Here is a 16,907-nt window from a genome sequence, read left to right as displayed (position 1 = left end):
CCGTGGTCTCAGCCGCGCTGGATAGACACCCCGCCATCCACCAGCATCGCGGTGCCGGTGATAAATGAGGAAGCGTCAGACGCCAGATACAGCGCCGCCTGCGCGATCTCCTCCGGCATCGCCAGCCGCTTCAGCGCGTGCAGTTCGGCCACCTGCGCCAGCGCCTCCGGGGTATTGCTCATCTGCCGGCCCATCGCCGTATCGGTGCCGCCCGGCAGCAGTGCGTTCACCCGAATGCCGCGCCCGCCGAACTCCACCGCCAGCGCCTGCGTCAGGCCGATCAGCCCCGACTTGCCGGCCGCATAGGCCGCCGTGCCGGGAAACGCCGCGGTGTGGCCGACGAAGGTGGAGGTGAAAATCACCGAGCCCGCGCCGCGCGCCAGCATGGCGGGGATTTGATATTTGGCGCCGTAGTAGGCGCTCGACAGGTTGGTTTCCAGCACCTCGCGCCATTCTGGCGCGGTGAGCGCCAGCGACGGTCCCAGCGGCCCCAGCGTGCCGGCGTTGTTGAAGGCGATATCCAGCCCGCCGAATTCGTCGACCGCCGTTGCCGTCAGCCGTTCGGCGAAGGCTTCATCGCGCACGTCGCCCGCCACCGCGAGTGCCCGCCCCCCCTCGCGCCGAATGTCCTCCACCAGCTCCGCCAACAGCCGCTCGCGCCGGGCGCCCAACACCAGCGCAGCCCCCTGGCGGGCGAACAGCAGCGCCGCCGCCCTGCCGATCCCCGAACTGGCGCCGCCGATCACCGCCACCTTGCCGTTCAATGCGTTCATCGCTCATCCTCACGCGGTTTAAAGATCCTCAGTGTGAAGCAAGATCCCGCGCCGCGCTGGCCGCTAGCGGACATGTAACTGACGCCAATAAAAAAGGCGCTGCAAGCAGCGCCCCGGCAACGCGGATCGGACGGTTAACTCACGGCCTGGCCGCATACTTCTGCATCGTGGTCGGTGTCACCAGCTCGAACGGGATCCAGTAATACGGCTCGAGCTTTTCACCGTTGATCATGCGCTGCGCCACATCGACCGAGGCTTTGCCCTGCCCGACCGCGTCCTGGAACACCGTGACCTGCATCTTGCCGGAGGCCAGCGCCTTGAGGCCGTCCGGCGTGGCGTCGATGCCGCCGATCAGCACTTTCTTGTCCGCCTTGCCCGCCTGCTGCAGCGCCATGATTGCGCCGATCGCCATCTCGTCGTTGTTGGCGGCGACGATGTCGATCGCTTCGCCGTTGGTCAGCCAGTTCATCATCAGGTCCATACCTTCACTGCGTGAATAGTTGGCGCTCTGCTTCTGCACCACCTTCATTTTCGGGTACTTGCTCACCACCTGCTCCACGTCTTTGGTGCGCTGCAGCGCGCCGGCGTCGGTCAGGTTGCCGACCATCACCGCCACGTTGCCCTGATAGCCGGCCAGCCGCGCCAGCTCTTCCATCTGCAGCGTGCCGGATTCCCGCTCGTCGGAGCCGACGAACACCACGCCCTGCGGCAGTTTGGCGTCGCCCGGCGTGCGGTTCACGTACACCAGCGGCACGCCGGCGGCCTGGACCATTTTGGTCATCACCGGCGTGCTGGCCGAATTGACCGGATCGACGATAATCGCGTCCACCCCGGTGCTGATAAAGCTCTGCACCTGATCGGTCTGGCGGCCGACGTCGCCGCGCGCGTCCTCAAACTGCACGGTGATGCCGCGCGCCTTAGCCTCCTTGTCGATCGCCTGGCGGATGATGGTGAGGAAGTTCTGGTCGAAATAGGCCATCGACACGCCGATGGTTTGCGCCCATGCCGGGGTAGACGCGCACAGCGCCACCGCCAGCCACAGCCCTTTCAGGTAATTCATGATGTGTCCCCCGGTAAAAAAGCGCCGCCGGCCAACCCTGGCGCCGGCGGCAATTCACGGCAATCAGTGTTTTTTACGGTTGCGCCGCATGTCGATCGACACGGCGGCGACGATAATCACGCCTTTGATGATGTCCTGAATGTAAGAATCGACGCCGATAAAGGTGAAGCCGCTTTTGATCAGGCCGAGGATCACCGCGCCGATCAACGTACCGGTGATGCGCCCGACGCCGCCCATCAGGCTGCTGCCGCCGATCACCGCCGCGGCGATGGCGTCCAGCTCGTAGGACATCCCCATGCTCGACTGGCCGCTGCTGACGCGCGCCGCCAGCACCACGCCCGCCAACCCCGCAAGGCCGCCGGCGATGGTGTAAACCGTCACCAGGTACTTATTGACGTTGATGCCGGAAACCCGCGCCGAGGTCATGTTGCCGCCGATGGCGTAGATGTATTTGCCGTAGCGGGTGTGCTTGAGTGCGATATGGAAGATCACCGCAATCACCAGGAAGATGATCACCGGCATCGCGCCCTGGCCGATTGACGTGAAGCCGTCCGACAGGAAGCTGACCGGGTTGCCCTTGGTGTAGTACTGCGCCAGGCCGCGCGCCGACACCATCATCCCCAGCGTAGCGATGAACGGTGGAATGCCGGTGCGGGTGATCAGGAAGCCGTTGATAAAGCCGCAGACGATGCCCACCCCGATCCCCGCGCCGATCGGGATCGCCGCCGGCAGATCGAGCAGCCCCGGATACATCGGCGAGATGCTGTCCGAGGTCTGCGCCAAGCTGGCCGCCACTACCGCAGTCAGCGCAATCAGCGAGCCTGAGGAGAGATCGATGCCGGTGGTGATGATCACCTGGGTGACGCCCACCGCGATGATGCCGATGATCGCCACCTGCAGCACGATCAGCAGCAGGCGGTTCGGGTTCAGCAGGAATGACTGATCGCGCATGTACCAGCCGAGGATTTCGAAGATCAGCGCGATGCCGATCATCACGATGAAGATGCCGGTATCCTTCGGCATTTTGCCGCTCAGCCCGGAGAACAGCGTTCCCTTGCCCGTTGAATCGGCGGAGAGCGGCTTCTCAATCTTTACGTTACTCATGGTGTTCACCCTTCGTTATTCTGAGGCCAGCGCCAGGATCTTCTCCTGGTCCGCGTCGTCTTTGTCCAAAATGCCGGTGATGCGGCCGCCGTGCATCACCATCACCCGGTCGCTCATGCCGAGGATCTCCGGCAGCTCGGAGGAGACCAGAATGATGGCGACCCCGCGGTTGGCCAGCTCGCTGATCAGGCGGTAGATTTCCGCTTTCGCCCCCACGTCGATGCCGCGCGTCGGTTCGTCGAGGATCAGGATTTTCGGCTGCGCCAGCAGCCAGCGCGCGATCAAGACCTTCTGCTGGTTGCCGCCGCTGAGGTTATTGATGATCTGATCCATGGTCGGCGTTTTGATGTTGAGCTTTTTAATCTGATCCATGCAGTCTTTGGCCATCTGCACGTGGCTGACGAAACCGTTCTTGCCGATGTATTCCGACAGGTTGACGATGCTCATGTTCTCGACCACCGACAGCACCAGAAACAGGCCGGATTTCTTGCGGTCTTCGGTGAGGAACGCCAGCCCGCTCTCGATCGCCTTCGCCGGGGAATCCACTTTTACCGCCTGGCCTTCGATAAAGATCTCGCCGCCGTCCGCCGGGTGCATGCCGAACAGGCTCTCCATCACTTCGCTGCGCCCGGCGCCCACCAGCCCAGCAACGCCGAGGATCTCGCCGCGCTTGACGCTGAACGATACGTCATGGAACCAGCCGCTGCGGCGCAGCCCCGCCACCCGCAGCACTTCCTCGCCGATATTGTTGTTGAATTTGGGGAACATCTGCGTCAGTTCTCGCCCCACCATCATGGTGATCAGCGACTGTTTGGTCAGGTTTTCGGTTTTGTCGCAGGCGATGAAGGTGCCGTCGCGGAAAATGCTCACTTCGTCGGTGATGGCGAAGATCTCGTCCATCTTGTGGCTGATATAGATGATGCCTTTGCCCTGCTCGCGCAGCTCGCGAATGATGGCGAACAGGTGCACCACTTCGCCTTCGGTCAGCGCCGAGGTCGGTTCATCCATGATCAGCACGTCGGCGTTGTAGGATACCGCCTTGGCGATCTCCACCATCTGTTGGTTGGCGATGCTCAGCTCGCCCACCAGCGTTTCCGGCTGCAGTTTGATGTTCAGCCGCGCCAGCAGTTCGCGGGTCTGTTCGTTCAGCTGTTCGTGGTTGACGAACCCCAGCCGCGCCGGCTCGCGCCCCAGCCAGATGTTTTCCGCCACCGTCATGTAGGGCATCAGGTTCAGCTCCTGGTGGATCATGGAAATGCCCGAATGCAGCGCCTGCAGCGTGTCGCTGAAGGTGACCGGCCGACCTTTGATTTTGATCGAGCCTTCGTCCGGGTGGTAGATGCCGATCAGGCATTTCATCAGCGTCGATTTACCCGCGCCGTTTTCCCCCATCAGCGCGTGCACGCTGCCGGGTTTGATTTTAATCGAGACCTTATCCAGCGCTTTGACGCCGGGGAACTGCTTGCTGATGCCTTCGGCCTCAAGAACATAAGGGTACATACCGCTTACCTCCGCACTGACCCACGTTTTCCGCCGCGTTCGCCCCACACCGGCGCCCGCGGCGGGCTTCACGGCTTATTTCTTGTTTTTATCGGCGAATTGCTGGTAATTGGCCTGGGTGATCAGCTGGTAAGGGATCAGCACGTTGCTCTCCACTTTCTCGCCTTTCACCAGTTGAACGGCGGTCTGCACCGCGCCTTCGCCCTGGCCTTTGGCGTCCTGGAACACGCTCAACGCCAGATCGCCCTTCTTGATGAACTCCAGCGCGTCCGGCGTGCCGTCAACGCCGGCCACCAGCACGCCGGATTTCTTGGCCTGCTTCAGCGCCAAAATAGCGCCGATGGCCATTTCGTCGTTGTTGGAGGCGATGGCGTCTATCTGCTGGCCGGACAAAATCCAGTCGGTGGTAACGTCCACCGCCTCTTTGCGGAAGAACTTGGCGGTTTGCTTGTCGACTATTTTGATGCCGGGATAGTTGGCCGCCACCTCTTCCACGCCGCGGGTGCGGTCGCGCGTGGCTTCGCTCGACAGCTCGCCCATCAGGATCATTACGTTGCCCTTGCCGTTCATCAGCTTGGCCAGCGCTTCCATCTGCAGCTTGCCGGCCAGCTTGGAGTCGGAGCCGACGTAGGCCATGCCGGCCGGCAGCGCCACTTCCGGTTTGCGGTTGACGAACACCAGCGGGATCTTGGCCTTCTCGGCCAGCTTAATCATCGGCTTGACGCCCTGGGTATCCACCGGGTTGAGGATGATGGCGTCGACGCCCTGGCTGACGAAGTTTTCGATTTGTTGAATTTGCTGCGCGATATCGCCTTTGGCGTCTTCGAACTGGCCGCTGACGTTACCGTCGGCCTTCATTTTGTTTTGCATCGACTGGCGCAGAATGGTGAGGAAGTTGTCATCGAAGTAAGCCATGGAAACGCCGATCTTGATGTCTTTCGCCAACACGCTGGCCGGCAGCATGCACATCAGTACCGAGGCGGCGATCAGTTTCTTCAGCTTCATGTTCGTTACCCTTTAATCGTTAGAATGAAGAGGTCTGTTGGTTGACAGCTAATGAAAAATATTTTTTACATTCAAACAACAATACGGTCGGTGTTATCCCTTTGATACGGCGAATTTACCGCGTTATCGCCGTATAAAGGCCGTTGGAAAAATGGTGATCAATATCTCAAAACAGATTAAAAACAACCAATTGAAATAAACCCCTGGCACAACAAACGGCACCTTCAGCACGTTTTTAAATGTTTATTTCATAATTTAGATTATTGAAACTTTTTAACCCAAACAAGCGAAACATGCATTTTGGAATGGCTTATTAACAAAAACATGACACGGATCTAACAAATGAAATGAAAGCCGCCGGCGAGCGTTCCTCTTTCGTGCGCCGGCAAAAACTGCGAGCGGCCACGCAGTTTGCGGTTTCCGCGTTTCCCGACCATCCTTACTCGGCAATAATGGACATATCCCTATCTCAGGAGGACCTGACATGCAGCTCAGCAGTAAGGTGCGGATGAACCGCCTGTTCAACAACGGCAAGTGCCTGGACGTGGCGATCGATCACGGCATCGCCAACGAACCGGATTTCTTGATCGGCCTGGAAGATATCGAACGGGTGATGGGCAACCTGATCGCCGCGCGCCCCGACGCCATTCAGGTCAACTACGGCCAGGCGGATCTGCTGCAGCGCGCGCCGCAGCGCGAAAAACCGGCGCTGGTGATGCGCACCGACGTCGGCAACGCCTATAACGCCGCGCGCCACCGCGAAATGTGGGCGGTGCTGCACAACCCGGAGGCGCCGATCCTCGCGGCGCTGCAAATGGACGCCGCCGCGGTGGTGGTCAATCTGTATATGATCCCAGATGAGCCCGGCATTTTCCGCCAGTGCGTGGAGAACATCGGCCGCCTGCGCCACGCCTGCGACCAATACGCCATGCCGCTGATGATCGAACCGCTGGTGATGGCCCCGGCCGGCCAGGGCGCCGCCTACGGTTCGCTGGGTGACGTGGAGAAGATCGTGCCGCTGGTGCGGCTGGCGCGCGAACTGGGCGCCGACATCATCAAGGCCGATCCAACCGAGCGGGTGGAAGATTTTCACCGCGTGGTGGAAGCGGCGCGCTGCCCGACGCTGGTGCGCGGCGGCGGCAAGGGGGAGCTGGGGCCGGTGCTGGAGAAATCCGCCGCGCTGATGGCCCAGGGTGCCTCCGGCATGGTCTACGGCCGCAACGTCTATCAACACAGCAATCCGTCGCAGGTGGTGCGCGCGTTGATGGCAATCATCCATCAGGGCGCCAGCGGCCAACAGGCGCTGGAGATCTACCACCAGCAGTGACCCGCTTTTGTAACTAAAATAAGCCCCCCGCTCCCCGGCAGCATGCTATAACCTGCTGCCGGTAACTGCAGCTTGCCTCATTCCTCGCTAGAATACGCCGTGATATCGCCATTCGGAGAACCGCCATGCCAAAACAACGGGTGCCGCTCAAGCTGAGCACCTCCATCACGCTGATGGTGTCCGCCATCATCGCTTCGGTGCTGCTGGTGGTGTTCGCGCTGTTTTTCGTGCAGATGAGCCGCGAGGGGCAAGATCAGCTGCAGCAGAAAGCCATCGCCGTCGCCAATACGCTGGCGCTCTCCAGCACGGTGGTTGACGGCCTGCAGCGGCGCGACCAAAGCGGCGCCATTCAGCGCTTCGCCGAGCAGGTGCGCCATCAAAACGAGCTGCTGTTCGTGGTGGTGGTGGATATGCAGGGTATCCGCTATTCGCACCCCAAACCCTGGCTGATCGGCCAGCATTTTATCGGCGACGATCTGGCGCCCGCGCTGCAAGGCAACGTCAACAGCGCCATCAACCGCGGCACGCTGGCCCCGGCGCTGCGGGTGTTCGTGCCGGTGTATGACGCGCAGAAACAGCAAATCGGCGTAGTGGCGCTCGGCATCGCGCTGGATACCGTGCAGCGGGTGGTGGCGGAAAGCCGCTGGATCATCTATTGGACCATCGCCTTCGCCGCGCTGGTCGGCAGCCTGGGCACCTTCTTCCTGGTCTCCGCACTCAAGCGCATCATGCTGGGTTTCGAGCCTTACGAAATCTCCAACCTGTTCGAACAGCGCAACGCCATGCTGCAATCGATTAAAGAAGGCGTGATCGCGGTCGATAATGAATCCCGCATCACCATCGTCAACGACGAGGCCAAGCGCCTGCTGCGCCAAAGCGGCCCGGTGGAAAACCTGCTGCTGGAAGCCGCCAGCAAGCATTGGCCGGCGCAGCTGCATCTGGCGGAAGTGCTGGCCAGCGGCAAACCGCTGCGCGATCGGCAGATCAGCTTCAACGGCAGCGAACTGCTGACCAATACCGTCCCGGTGATCGTCAACGGCCAGGTGACCGGCGCCATCGCCACCTTCCGCGACAAGACCGAGGTCAGCCGCCTGCTGCAGCGCCTGAGCGGCATGGCGCACTACGCCGATGCGCTGCGGGTGCAGTCGCACGAATTTATGAACAAGCTGCACGTGATACTCGGCATGCTGCACATGAAGGCCTACCAGCAGTTGGAAAACTACATCATCAATACCGCCAGCAACTATCAGGAAGAGATCGGCGCGCTGCTGCGCAAGATTCACTCGCCGGAAGTGGCGGGCTTCTTCATCGGCAAGATCAGCCGCGCCCACGAAGCCGGCGTTGAGCTGACCATCGAGGAAACCAGCCTGCTGCCGGAAACCGACGACGCGGAAACCACCCATGTGCTGATCAGCGTGCTCGGCAACCTGATCGAAAACGCCATCGACGCCATCGACGGCGTTGAGGGCCACGAGATCGGCCTGAGCTTCCATCACCACGACGATCAATTACACTGTATCGTCAGCGACGACGGCCCCGGTATCGATCCGGTGATCGGCGCGCGCATCTTCGAACACGGATTTTCTACCAAGGGAACGGGACGCGGCATTGGCCTGGCGCTGATCCGCAGCCATCTGGAGAAACTGGGCGGCAGCATCGATTTCGAATCCGAACCGGGCGAGCTGACCCAATTTTTCGTGCACCTTCCCTATCAGGCCAAGAGCAGAGCCCATGATTAACGTACTGATTGTCGACGACGACCCGATGGTGGCGGAGCTGAACAAATACTACCTGAGCCAGGTCAGCGGTTTTCACTGCCAGGCGACGGTCGCCACCCTGAACCAGGCGCGCGCCCTGCTGGCCGATGCCGACGTCAGCATCGATCTGGTGCTGCTGGATATCTACATGCAGCAGGAGAACGGGCTGGATCTGCTGCCCGGCCTGCGCGAACTGGGTGAGAAGACCGATGTGATCATCATCTCCTCCGCCAGCGACGTGAACACGGTGCAAAAGGCGCTGCACTACGGCGTGGTGGATTATCTGATCAAGCCGTTCCAGTTCAGCCGCTTCAAGGAGGCGCTGAGCCACTACCGGCAGCAGTCGCAGATTCTGGCGCAGCGCGAGTTTTCGCAGGCCGACGTCGACAGCCTGCTGCGCCGCCAGCCCGGCGGCCAGGAGAGCAAGAAGCTGCCGAAGGGGCTGACCAGCATTACCCTGAGCACGGTGTGCGAGTGGATCGAACAGCAGCATGACAGCGAATTCTCCACCGACAACCTGGCCAACGCCATCGGCATTTCGCGGGTGTCCTGCCGCAAGTACCTCATCTATCTGGCGGAGAGCGGCATTCTCGGCACCCGTATTCTGTACGGCGCCACCGGCCGCCCGGTCTATCTGTATCAGCTGAAACCGGACGCGATCGCCATGCTGAAAGAGCATTGCCGCCCGGCCTAAACGACGCCGGGCGCTGATGGCGCCCGGACGGTTAATGTTAGAAGCTGTGCATGTAACACTTCGCCTCGCGGTGAGGATCTTTCGAGTGTCTCCGCAGGCAGCGCTGCTTTTTCTCCTGCTGTTCCAGGTGATGCTGCTGCCGTTTGGCGCTCTCTGCCGCCTCGCGCTGCTGTTCGCGCGCAATCGCCTGCTCGTTGGCCAGCGTCAGATTATCGACATTCCACACCTTGTGGCGCAATGCGTCGCGCTTTTTCTGATACTCCTCGGTGACCTTGCTGTCCTTCGGCGCCGCCGCATGGTATTCCAAATCCACCCGCGCCTGCGCGAAGCTGGCGCAACACAAGGCCGCGCCGGCCAACACTATCCTTTTCATTAATGATTCCTTTTACATCGTTTTACTCTGCGCGCACGCCGGCTCAACAACCGTTCGGCGATGCCGGCGGCTTTTCCTCTGAACGGGGCGCGCGCTGCCCGCCGGTGACGGGCGCTTTGCCGGGCTCGATACCGCACTCCGCCAGCCGCGCCAGCTCTTCCGCATCGCGCTCTGCCGGTGTCGCTTCCTCGCTCATTTCCTGCCGCAGATCCTGCGCCAGCGCTTTCAGCCGCTTTTGAAACAGCACCGGCGACACGCCTTCACATTGCCTGTCGTAGCGCGCCGCGCCGGCGCTTTGGCTTAGCGGCAGCAACAGCAAGAGAAAGATCGCGGCCATGTCCTTCGCCATGGGCAACTCCTTTGATTACACCGAAATAAACCGGCAGTTCCCTATAAGGAAAACGAATTGTCTGCTAACGCAATAAATGGTCGGGCCACGGCAGAATAACGCAGGAAAGGTAAACCCTCCGACAATATCGGCAGAATGCGCGCATTAATTTGGCTGAATATATTTAGCGGCTTAACGATCGAATATTTTCGACCCATCGAAGGTGCCGCCAATGCCGACATTTCCTTCGTGCAATACCGAGGAGGCGGACTCGCCCGCCATGATGTGCTGCCGCTGCTCCCGCGTGGCAGGCTGCGGCTGAGACCAGTCTGGGGACGTCGACGTCGGCTGAATCGCGCTGCAAGCGCTCAACAACAATAACGATGCCGGGGCCCAATAACGCCATGTCATAGTTTTCTCCTTAAAGGAAATAAAATACCCGCAGCCGGCGGCAAGGGTAAATAAAAAAATGACTTTCTTTAGTTTAATAACCGCTGTTATTTCAACGCCGCCCGTCGATGTTAATCACCTGGTTAACCTATTAACCTGAAATAAACATTTTCGCTTAGCCACCCGATAATTCGCGTGCAATAAAAAAGGCCGGGCTAACCCGACCTTGTTTGACCGCTCGACGCGCTTAGACCAGCTCGATCACATCGAAGTTGGCTTCGCCGCTCAGATCGGCGTCGTAGTCAACGCCCTGCAGACCAAAGCCGAACAGGCGCAGGAATTCCGCCTTGTAGCCCTGGTAATCGGTCAGTTCGTTGATGTTGTTGTCGTTCAGCTGCTGCCAGATTTCACGGCAGGTTTCCTGCACGGCGTCGCGCAGCTCCCAGTCATCCAGACGCAGACGGTGTTTCTCGTCGGTGTCCGGCGCCGCACCGCTGTACAGCTTGGTGGCGAACAGACGCTGGATCTGCTCGATGCAGCCTTCGTGAATGCCCTGCTCCTTCATGATCTTGAACACGATGGAGATATACAGCGGCATTACCGGAATGGCGGAGGAAGCCTGAGTCACCACCGACTTGAGCACCGCAACGTAAGCCGCGCCGCCTTTGGCCTGCAGCTTCTGGTTGATGGCGTGCGCCGCACGATCCAGATCTTCTTTCGCCTTGCCCAGCGTACCGTGCCAGTAGATTGGCCAGGTCAGATCGGTACCGATGTAGGAGTAAGCGACAGACTGCGCGTTATCCGCCAGCACGCCCGCTTCGTCCAGCGCGTCCATCCACAGCTGCCAGTCCTGGCCGCCCATCACCTTCACGGTGTCGGCGATTTCTTGCTCGTTGGCCGGCTCGACCACGGCTTCAACCAGCACGTCTTTGTTGGTGTCCAGCGCGACGGATTTGTACGGCTCGCCGATCGGCTTCAGTGCGGAACGCACCACTTCGCCGGTTTCCGGCATCTTACGCACCGGCGAAGCCAGCGAGTAAACCACCAGGTCAACCTGACCCAGGTCTTTTTTAATCAGATCGATCACGGTCTGACGGCACTCGTTGGAGAATGCATCGCCGTTGATGCTTTTCGCGTACAGGCCTTCTTCTTTAGCTGCCTTGTCGAAACCGGCGGAGTTGTACCAACCGGCGGAACCGGTTTTGCCTTCGCTGCCAGGCTTCTCGAAAAATACGCCGATGGTGGCCGCACCGCTGCCGAAAGCGGCATTGATGCGCGAGGCCAGACCGTAACCGGTGGATGCACCAATGACCAGCACCTTTTTAGGCCCGTTTTTCAGTTCGCCGCGCGACTTAACGTAGGCGATTTGCTCACGGACGTTGGCTTCACAGCCTGCCGGGTGAGCGGTGGTGCAGATAAAACCACGAATTTTAGGTTTGATAATCATAGTAATTTTTTCTTGGTAGCTAAAAACCGAAGGACAATATACCTGATTTTCTCGATATACTTAAGAAAGTGCGAAAACAAGCGCAGTGAACAGACCAGTTTAGTCGAGGGATCAGGGTTGCCCAACTCCGCATCGTGCTGCCTCCACGCGCCACGCGTCGCACCCTCAGCGCGTTCAAGCCTTCCCTCTTCAAATCAGCAAAAGTTGATCATGCTTCTGGCGTTGCGTTATGGTGTGGCTGTTTTTCGGTCGAATATCAGGGAAGATAAAATCACCAGGAACAGTAATGGAACCGACTTTATATTATATTCTTTCAACTCTCGCTGCCGCGGCCTGTCTGGCCGTGAAATACGGCTTCAGACCGCCTCTGGGTTCCAAGGGTTATGTCGTTCTGGTTACGATATGCTTTTTAATCCTTTGCTGGCAATTTACCCTTTTTGCCAACGGCAACGCGATGTTTATTGCTGACTCTGAAACATGGGCCAAAGAAAATTGGCCTCTACGCTACTGTGCGTTGGGGTTTGCTCTTGCACATGCCTTCGCCACTTTCGAATCCTCCAGAAGAAAGAAAAAAGACAAACTTTCCTGAAGACGTCACCACCAAATGAAACGCCATTTGGTGGTGACAAGGTAGATCCATTACGCCTTGTTCTTTTCCATCTGCTCAATCAGCGTATAGCGCAGCGATGAAGCATCGGCCGGCACGTTCTCCACCGGAGTAACAAGCACTTTCAGCCGATACTGATAGCCCGGTTCGAAGGTGAAACCCTCGATACCGGTATAGAACAACTCCCACGGCTGCTGCGCGGAACGGCGCACCTGCATGCACTTCATCGGGCCGACGCCCACGCAGTCCACCAGCGCGCTGTTCACCAGCAACACCTCCGTTTGGCCGCCTTTCTCGTTCGCGGGCTGATTCATCGAGGTTCCCTCCTGGCTGCAGCCGGCCAGCGCGGCCAACGCAACAAATAACAACGCTTTAATTTTCAATGTACTGCACCAATAGTCATGTAGGTCAGGCGATCCTAACAAATTGACTGGATGAATTGAACCTTGCTCCGTATCACAGGAGCGACATTATTCGTTCGCGTTTATTCTCCAAACTCACGCGTTACAGGACAGCGGTCATGACGGTACGCTGTCGTTTTTATCATCGCCATCAATGAGAAAACCGGCATCACGAATCGCCGCCTTCACCTGCCTGGCATCCATCACCGCCGTTTTCACATAGCCAAAAAAGGCTACCCGCGTGCCAGGCAGACGGACTGGCGTCGCCAGTTGGACACTGAGTTCGAGATTGCGCTGCGCCATCAGCTCAGCACGCGCCTGCCAAAACGCGGCGAGATCGGAGGGAGTTTCAGTGGTTGTTTCGAACCGAGACGCCAATTCGCTTAGCGCCTCCCACTCCGCCAACAGGGCGGCAACCACTTCGGGGTTGGCCATCTTCCCCCAGTCAGAGGGTAAAGCCCCCTCACGCCACGCCTCGAGATAGCCGGGCAACGCCATCTTCAACTGGCTCAACCGATCGTTCAACGCTGGTTTCCTTTTACAACACCTAATGCTTTGATATTCCCCATAATGCCACTCTCATTTAACGGTGATGGGAGCAATGATCGGAGCTTATCAGCGCCATAAATGACGTAATAACTTTTGGTGCGGCGAAATTAGCGATATGTGCGGGTGGGGAATAAGGATGGAGATCGGGTTGGTGGCTATGACTCGAAAAGAGGAGCGGGGATTGCTGGTGGTGCCTTAAATGAAATTTCCTTATAAATCAATCACACAAAAAAAGACCGAATACGATTCCTATATTCGGTCTAGGGAAATGGCTCTTGGGAGAGAGCCGTGCGCTAAAAGTTGGCATTTAATGCAGGGCTTGTTCAGCCGTGCACTTTAAGAGTAGCCTACCGCGCCAGTTTTGCCAGCCGCCCGGCGGCCGCGTGATAGTTTCGTGACGAAATAACTATGCGGCAAATGCGCATCAATCCGCGTACGTTGGGCAAGACGTTGGCAAACAAGCGGTTAGTCAGCGCACAGCTTCTCGGCGCGTTCGATAAACGGCGCCAGGCTCATTTTTTTCCCCGGTTCGGCAGGGTCGTCCAGCAGGAGCACCTCCAGCGGTTGCGCGCGCTGATGGCCCTTCTTCACCTGCTGCTCCGCTGCGTCGTTGAGCGGGTATTGCATCAGAGTGCTGTTGTTGAGCACGAACAACGCGCCGCCGCTGCGGCACTGCAGCGTCACTTCTTCCTTGGTGAACGCCCACTGTTTGCCGTATTCCAGTTTGGTGATGTTCACCAGTTTGTCTGCCGCCAGCGCGCCGGTCGCGGTTGCCAGCAGCGTAATGCCGAGTAATACCGATTTCATGTGTTGGCCCTAAGGTTGCTATTCACATCGATTTTCCCGCAGCTTGCCCGGTTGCGGCAAGCCGAAATGTCAAACCGGCGCATAGGTTGCAAATAAACTGACCAGCAGCAGCACCGCCATCCCCAACCCGACTTCGAGCCAGCAGGCCAGCACCACGCCGCGCTGCGCCAGCGCCGGCACGCGGCTCATTGCCGGCACGATGGCGTAGCGATTGGCCAGCGCCACCATTACCATCAGCGCCACCAGCGCGGTTTTGATCAGCAGCAGGCGCTGATAAGGCGAGCCGAGGTTGAGCGGCCAACCACCGAGAATGATCAGGCTGTTGACGATGCCGGTGACGATCACCGCCGCCACCGCCAGGTGCCCCCAGCGCGAGAAACGGATCAGCGTGGTGATAGCGTCGCTGCGCCACTGCGGCGGCTGCAGGTAGCGCAGGCAAACCAGCAGCGGCGCCAGGCAGCCGAACCAGTAGCCGGCGGCCAGCAGGTGCACCGCATGGTTGGCGCGGTGCAGCACGCCCAGCGTGCCTTCGTGCATCGCCGCATGGCCGATGAACGCCAGGCTGACCAGCAGCAGCGCCGAACACAGCGCCAACGCCTGCGCACGCGGCCTTTCCGGCAGCAGCAGGCTCAGGATCGCCAGCAGCGACAGGCCCAGATGCCAGCGCCACACTTCGCCGAAGGTGGTGCCGAGCACCGCCCACCAAACCTCCAGCCGCCAGGCGTCTTGCCAACCGTCGCCCATTTGCCCGGCCTGAATGGCCAGCAGCGCCACGGCGGAAAGCCCGGCAATCCAGGTGCCCGCAAGCAGCAGCGGGCGCACATCGCGGGAGAGGATCGGGGAGAGGCGCTGCGGTGACAATAAGGCGGTGAACAGACTGATGCCGAACATCAGCATCACCGCCGCAAAGTGCACCAAGCGACACAGAACGAACAGGGTCGCCAGACTCACGATCAGTTTACGGTGAAGCTGTACTGGCCTTTGGTTTTATGCCCGTCGACCGAAACCACATGCCAGCTGACGTTGTATTTGCCCGCGCTCAGCTCGCCTTCGATCGGCACGTTGACCTGGGTGTTGTTGTTCGGATCGAGCTGCAGCTTGCCGGTTTTCACCACGGCGTTGTCCGGGCCGGTGATTTTCACGCCGCTGAAGTTCGGCTCGATGCCTTCGGAGAAGCTGAGGGTCAGCGCCTTCGGCGCCGGGCTGACGCTGGCGTCGGCCTTCGGCGTTTCCACTTTCAGATGGGCGTGCGCCAGCGCTTGCTGCGAAGACAGGCCGACGAACAGGACGAAAACGGTGGAAAGCAGGCGACAGGAGGAACGAATTTTACCGATCACAGTGGTATCCCTTAACAGTATAAAGAGGGTCATAAGGGTTAAGGCCACAGCCAAGGCGATGTATCAGCGGCCCCAACCCACCGCAAATGATTGCGCCACGGGTAAACAGAAAAACGGGTTGTATCGGCTAACCCGCTGTTTTGACTCTACCATCCCTGTAGCGTATCGCGGTAAATCATAACGACCAGGCTGCGGCAAGTCGAGCGCATCACTGGCATTTTGCGATCCGGCAGCACGTATCGCCGCATAACCGCGATAAACGCAGGGTAAAAAAAACCGCGCGTCAGGCTCGCCCGCGCGCGGTTTTCGATTTTCTGATGCGGATTAAGCCTGGCCGTTGCCGCCCTGGCCCATCGCGCCCATTTTCTTCAGATCTTTGTCGATGAAGAACAGGCCTTTGCCGCTGGTGCCCACCAGCGCCAGCTTATCCAGCACGGATTTGAACAGTTTCTCTTCTTCGTGCTGCTCCGCCACGTACCACTGCAGGAAATTGAAGGTGGAGTAATCGTGTGCGGTCATGGCGGCGTGCGCCAGTTCGTTGATCTGACGGGTGATCAACTGTTCGTGTTCGTAGGTCTGCTGGAACACGTCCGCCAGCGATTCGAACGTCACCGGCGGCGCGGCGATGGTGCCCAGCAGCGGCAGAGAGCCGGTGTCGCTCAGGTAGTCGAACAGACGTTGCATATGCTGCATCTCTTCCTGAGAGTGCTCTTTAAGAAATGCGGCGGCGCCTTCAAAGCCTTTATCGCTGCACCATGCGCTCATCTGCAGGTACAGGTTGGCGGAGTAGAACTCCAGATTCAGTTGCTCATTCAGCTTTTGAGTCATTTCTTGCGTCAGCATAATGATTCCTTTTATTTTGCAGGTCATGAATTTAATTTCCGCGCATTATGCCCTGCTGCCGCAAAAATAAAAACACCTTATTTACACTCAAATCACATTAATTATAAAAATCATATATATCAATAAATTAAAATATCAACACCACATTGAGAATTAACATGATAATTATTTTCATCTTTTATTTTAATCAAAAAGCGAATCATTCTTATTTAAAAGAATAAATAGATTGCATTACTCCCGGACAAATATCGCCCGCAGCAGCGGCGCAACGGGCTTGCCAAGCGCCGCCGGGTGGATTACCTTCTGCGCAGGTTCAAAGCGGCAAAGTAAGTAAGGAGCATAGCGTGGGTTACAATCTGGCCGAGCTGTCTAAAGAAGAGATGGACCGGGTGAACGTGGATCTCGCCGCCTCAGGCGTGGCGTACAAAGAGCGCTACAACATGCCGGTGATCCCGGAAGTGGTGGAGCGTGAGCAGCCGGAAGCGCTGCGCGACTATTTTCGCGAGCGCGTGGCGCACTACCGCGCGGAATCCCACAGGTTTTCGCGCCTGCCGTACGAGCCGAAGGTCAAATAACAAAAAACCCGCCGTAACGGCGGGGTTTTT

Annotated in this window: 20 protein-coding genes; 5 read left to right on the top strand and 15 right to left on the bottom strand. The window is 58.8% G+C overall.

Features of this window, described 5'->3' with window-relative positions; genetic code table 11:
• Positions 1-8 precede the first annotated feature (8 nt).
• The 5 genes from EKL15_RS03950 to EKL15_RS03930 all read right to left on the bottom strand — a co-directional run bounded on the left by EKL15_RS03950 (position 9) and on the right by EKL15_RS03930 (position 5,442).
• Entirely contained in the window at positions 9-773 is a 765-nt protein-coding gene (locus tag EKL15_RS03950) for an SDR family oxidoreductase (protein WP_100396270.1), read from the bottom strand.
• Between the two features lie 139 nt (positions 774-912).
• A complete protein-coding gene (locus EKL15_RS03945; RefSeq protein WP_203088843.1) occupies positions 913-1,833 on the bottom strand; it encodes a sugar ABC transporter substrate-binding protein in 921 nt (306 codons plus the stop codon).
• Between the two features lie 63 nt (positions 1,834-1,896).
• Positions 1,897-2,937, bottom strand: a complete 1,041-nt coding sequence (locus EKL15_RS03940) for an ABC transporter permease (RefSeq protein ID WP_025160279.1) — start codon at positions 2,935-2,937, stop codon at positions 1,897-1,899.
• Between the two features lie 15 nt (positions 2,938-2,952).
• Positions 2,953-4,437: a sugar ABC transporter ATP-binding protein gene (locus EKL15_RS03935; RefSeq protein WP_203088842.1), complete on the bottom strand. Its 1,485-nt coding sequence runs from the start codon at positions 4,435-4,437 to the stop codon at positions 2,953-2,955.
• Positions 4,438-4,512: 75 nt separating this feature from the next.
• Entirely contained in the window at positions 4,513-5,442 is a 930-nt protein-coding gene (locus EKL15_RS03930; RefSeq protein WP_033642730.1) for a sugar ABC transporter substrate-binding protein, read from the bottom strand.
• A 484-nt stretch (positions 5,443-5,926) separates the two neighbouring features.
• Here EKL15_RS03930 and EKL15_RS03925 point away from each other — a divergent pair, with 484 nt between their 5' ends.
• From EKL15_RS03925 to dcuR, 3 genes are all read left to right on the top strand, one after another.
• Positions 5,927-6,769, top strand: coding sequence for a class I fructose-bisphosphate aldolase (locus tag EKL15_RS03925; RefSeq protein WP_047727766.1), 843 nt, complete (start codon positions 5,927-5,929; stop codon positions 6,767-6,769).
• 125 nt (positions 6,770-6,894) lie between these two features.
• Positions 6,895-8,508, top strand: coding sequence for a sensor histidine kinase (locus EKL15_RS03920; protein ID WP_149572279.1), 1,614 nt, complete (start codon positions 6,895-6,897; stop codon positions 8,506-8,508).
• The gene (dcuR, locus tag EKL15_RS03915; RefSeq protein WP_060419412.1) at positions 8,501-9,220 is read left to right on the top strand and encodes a two-component system response regulator DcuR; all 720 of its coding nucleotides are present in this window, start codon (positions 8,501-8,503) and stop codon (positions 9,218-9,220) included. Before EKL15_RS03920 ends, dcuR begins: the two co-directional genes overlap by 8 nt.
• Before the next feature lie 37 nt (positions 9,221-9,257).
• Here dcuR and EKL15_RS03910 read toward each other — a convergent pair whose 3' ends face one another.
• The 4 genes from EKL15_RS03910 to fabV form a co-directional block, all read right to left on the bottom strand.
• Positions 9,258-9,593 (bottom strand): hypothetical protein, encoded by a 336-nt coding sequence (locus EKL15_RS03910; RefSeq protein WP_060419415.1) that lies wholly within the window; start codon positions 9,591-9,593, stop codon positions 9,258-9,260.
• Positions 9,594-9,636: 43 nt separating this feature from the next.
• Positions 9,637-9,942 carry a hypothetical protein gene (locus EKL15_RS03905; protein ID WP_084826386.1) on the bottom strand — a complete coding sequence of 102 codons (306 nt, stop codon included), beginning with the start codon at positions 9,940-9,942 and terminating at the stop codon, positions 9,637-9,639.
• Between the two features lie 171 nt (positions 9,943-10,113).
• A complete protein-coding gene (locus EKL15_RS03900) occupies positions 10,114-10,332 on the bottom strand; it encodes a hypothetical protein (protein WP_203088841.1) in 219 nt (72 codons plus the stop codon).
• Positions 10,333-10,558: 226 nt separating this feature from the next.
• Positions 10,559-11,758 (bottom strand): enoyl-ACP reductase FabV, encoded by a 1,200-nt coding sequence (gene fabV / locus EKL15_RS03895; protein ID WP_048322950.1) that lies wholly within the window; start codon positions 11,756-11,758, stop codon positions 10,559-10,561.
• A gap of 286 nt (positions 11,759-12,044) precedes the next feature.
• On the opposite strand from fabV, the gene EKL15_RS03890 reads away from it, so the two are divergent.
• Entirely contained in the window at positions 12,045-12,347 is a 303-nt protein-coding gene (locus EKL15_RS03890; protein WP_049202506.1) for a hypothetical protein, read from the top strand.
• 50 nt (positions 12,348-12,397) lie between these two features.
• Here EKL15_RS03890 and EKL15_RS03885 read toward each other — a convergent pair whose 3' ends face one another.
• The 6 genes from EKL15_RS03885 to ftnA form a co-directional block, all read right to left on the bottom strand.
• A complete protein-coding gene (locus tag EKL15_RS03885) occupies positions 12,398-12,748 on the bottom strand; it encodes a DUF4377 domain-containing protein (RefSeq protein WP_060419421.1) in 351 nt (116 codons plus the stop codon).
• 135 nt (positions 12,749-12,883) lie between these two features.
• Positions 12,884-13,291, bottom strand: coding sequence for a hypothetical protein (locus tag EKL15_RS03880; protein ID WP_102984833.1), 408 nt, complete (start codon positions 13,289-13,291; stop codon positions 12,884-12,886).
• Between the two features lie 489 nt (positions 13,292-13,780).
• A complete protein-coding gene (locus tag EKL15_RS03875) occupies positions 13,781-14,122 on the bottom strand; it encodes a YebY family protein (protein ID WP_025302452.1) in 342 nt (113 codons plus the stop codon).
• A 69-nt stretch (positions 14,123-14,191) separates the two neighbouring features.
• Positions 14,192-15,073 carry a copper homeostasis membrane protein CopD gene (gene copD, locus EKL15_RS03870; RefSeq protein ID WP_203088840.1) on the bottom strand — a complete coding sequence of 294 codons (882 nt, stop codon included), beginning with the start codon at positions 15,071-15,073 and terminating at the stop codon, positions 14,192-14,194.
• A gap of 2 nt (positions 15,074-15,075) precedes the next feature.
• Entirely contained in the window at positions 15,076-15,492 is a 417-nt protein-coding gene (gene yobA / locus EKL15_RS03865; protein WP_046686875.1) for a CopC domain-containing protein YobA, read from the bottom strand.
• Between the two features lie 291 nt (positions 15,493-15,783).
• Positions 15,784-16,302 (bottom strand): non-heme ferritin, encoded by a 519-nt coding sequence (gene ftnA / locus EKL15_RS03860; protein WP_197794413.1) that lies wholly within the window; start codon positions 16,300-16,302, stop codon positions 15,784-15,786.
• 344 nt (positions 16,303-16,646) lie between these two features.
• On the opposite strand from ftnA, the gene EKL15_RS03855 reads away from it, so the two are divergent.
• Positions 16,647-16,877 (top strand): DNA polymerase III subunit theta, encoded by a 231-nt coding sequence (locus EKL15_RS03855; protein ID WP_033638067.1) that lies wholly within the window; start codon positions 16,647-16,649, stop codon positions 16,875-16,877.
• Positions 16,878-16,907 lie beyond the last annotated feature (30 nt).

The sequence above is a fragment of the Serratia sp. 4542 genome (genome assembly GCF_016805595.1).
Classification (GTDB): Bacteria; Pseudomonadota; Gammaproteobacteria; order Enterobacterales; family Enterobacteriaceae; genus Serratia; species Serratia nevei.
The sequence above is the reverse complement of the archived record's forward strand: the minus strand, read 5'-3'. Positions and strand labels throughout refer to the sequence as shown.

What these genes read in the sequence shown, in the direction of transcription:
- EKL15_RS03950 (WP_100396270.1), bottom strand. Translation starts at nt 773, where the DNA reads ATGAACGCATTGAACGGCAAGGTGGCGGTGATCGGCGGCGCCAGTTCG.
- EKL15_RS03945 (WP_203088843.1), bottom strand. Translation starts at nt 1,833, where the DNA reads ATGAATTACCTGAAAGGGCTGTGGCTGGCGGTGGCGCTGTGCGCGTCT.
- EKL15_RS03940 (WP_025160279.1), bottom strand. Translation starts at nt 2,937, where the DNA reads ATGAGTAACGTAAAGATTGAGAAGCCGCTCTCCGCCGATTCAACGGGC.
- EKL15_RS03935 (WP_203088842.1), bottom strand. Translation starts at nt 4,437, where the DNA reads ATGTACCCTTATGTTCTTGAGGCCGAAGGCATCAGCAAGCAGTTCCCC.
- EKL15_RS03930 (WP_033642730.1), bottom strand. Translation starts at nt 5,442, where the DNA reads ATGAAGCTGAAGAAACTGATCGCCGCCTCGGTACTGATGTGCATGCTG.
- EKL15_RS03925 (WP_047727766.1), top strand. Translation starts at nt 5,927, where the DNA reads ATGCAGCTCAGCAGTAAGGTGCGGATGAACCGCCTGTTCAACAACGGC.
- EKL15_RS03920 (WP_149572279.1), top strand. Translation starts at nt 6,895, where the DNA reads ATGCCAAAACAACGGGTGCCGCTCAAGCTGAGCACCTCCATCACGCTG.
- dcuR (WP_060419412.1), top strand. Translation starts at nt 8,501, where the DNA reads ATGATTAACGTACTGATTGTCGACGACGACCCGATGGTGGCGGAGCTG.
- EKL15_RS03910 (WP_060419415.1), bottom strand. Translation starts at nt 9,593, where the DNA reads ATGAAAAGGATAGTGTTGGCCGGCGCGGCCTTGTGTTGCGCCAGCTTC.
- EKL15_RS03905 (WP_084826386.1), bottom strand. Translation starts at nt 9,942, where the DNA reads ATGGCGAAGGACATGGCCGCGATCTTTCTCTTGCTGTTGCTGCCGCTA.
- EKL15_RS03900 (WP_203088841.1), bottom strand. Translation starts at nt 10,332, where the DNA reads ATGACATGGCGTTATTGGGCCCCGGCATCGTTATTGTTGTTGAGCGCT.
- fabV (WP_048322950.1), bottom strand. Translation starts at nt 11,758, where the DNA reads ATGATTATCAAACCTAAAATTCGTGGTTTTATCTGCACCACCGCTCAC.
- EKL15_RS03890 (WP_049202506.1), top strand. Translation starts at nt 12,045, where the DNA reads ATGGAACCGACTTTATATTATATTCTTTCAACTCTCGCTGCCGCGGCC.
- EKL15_RS03875 (WP_025302452.1), bottom strand. Translation starts at nt 14,122, where the DNA reads ATGAAATCGGTATTACTCGGCATTACGCTGCTGGCAACCGCGACCGGC.
- yobA (WP_046686875.1), bottom strand. Translation starts at nt 15,492, where the DNA reads ATGACCCTCTTTATACTGTTAAGGGATACCACTGTGATCGGTAAAATT.
- ftnA (WP_197794413.1), bottom strand. Translation starts at nt 16,302, where the DNA reads ATGCTGACGCAAGAAATGACTCAAAAGCTGAATGAGCAACTGAATCTG.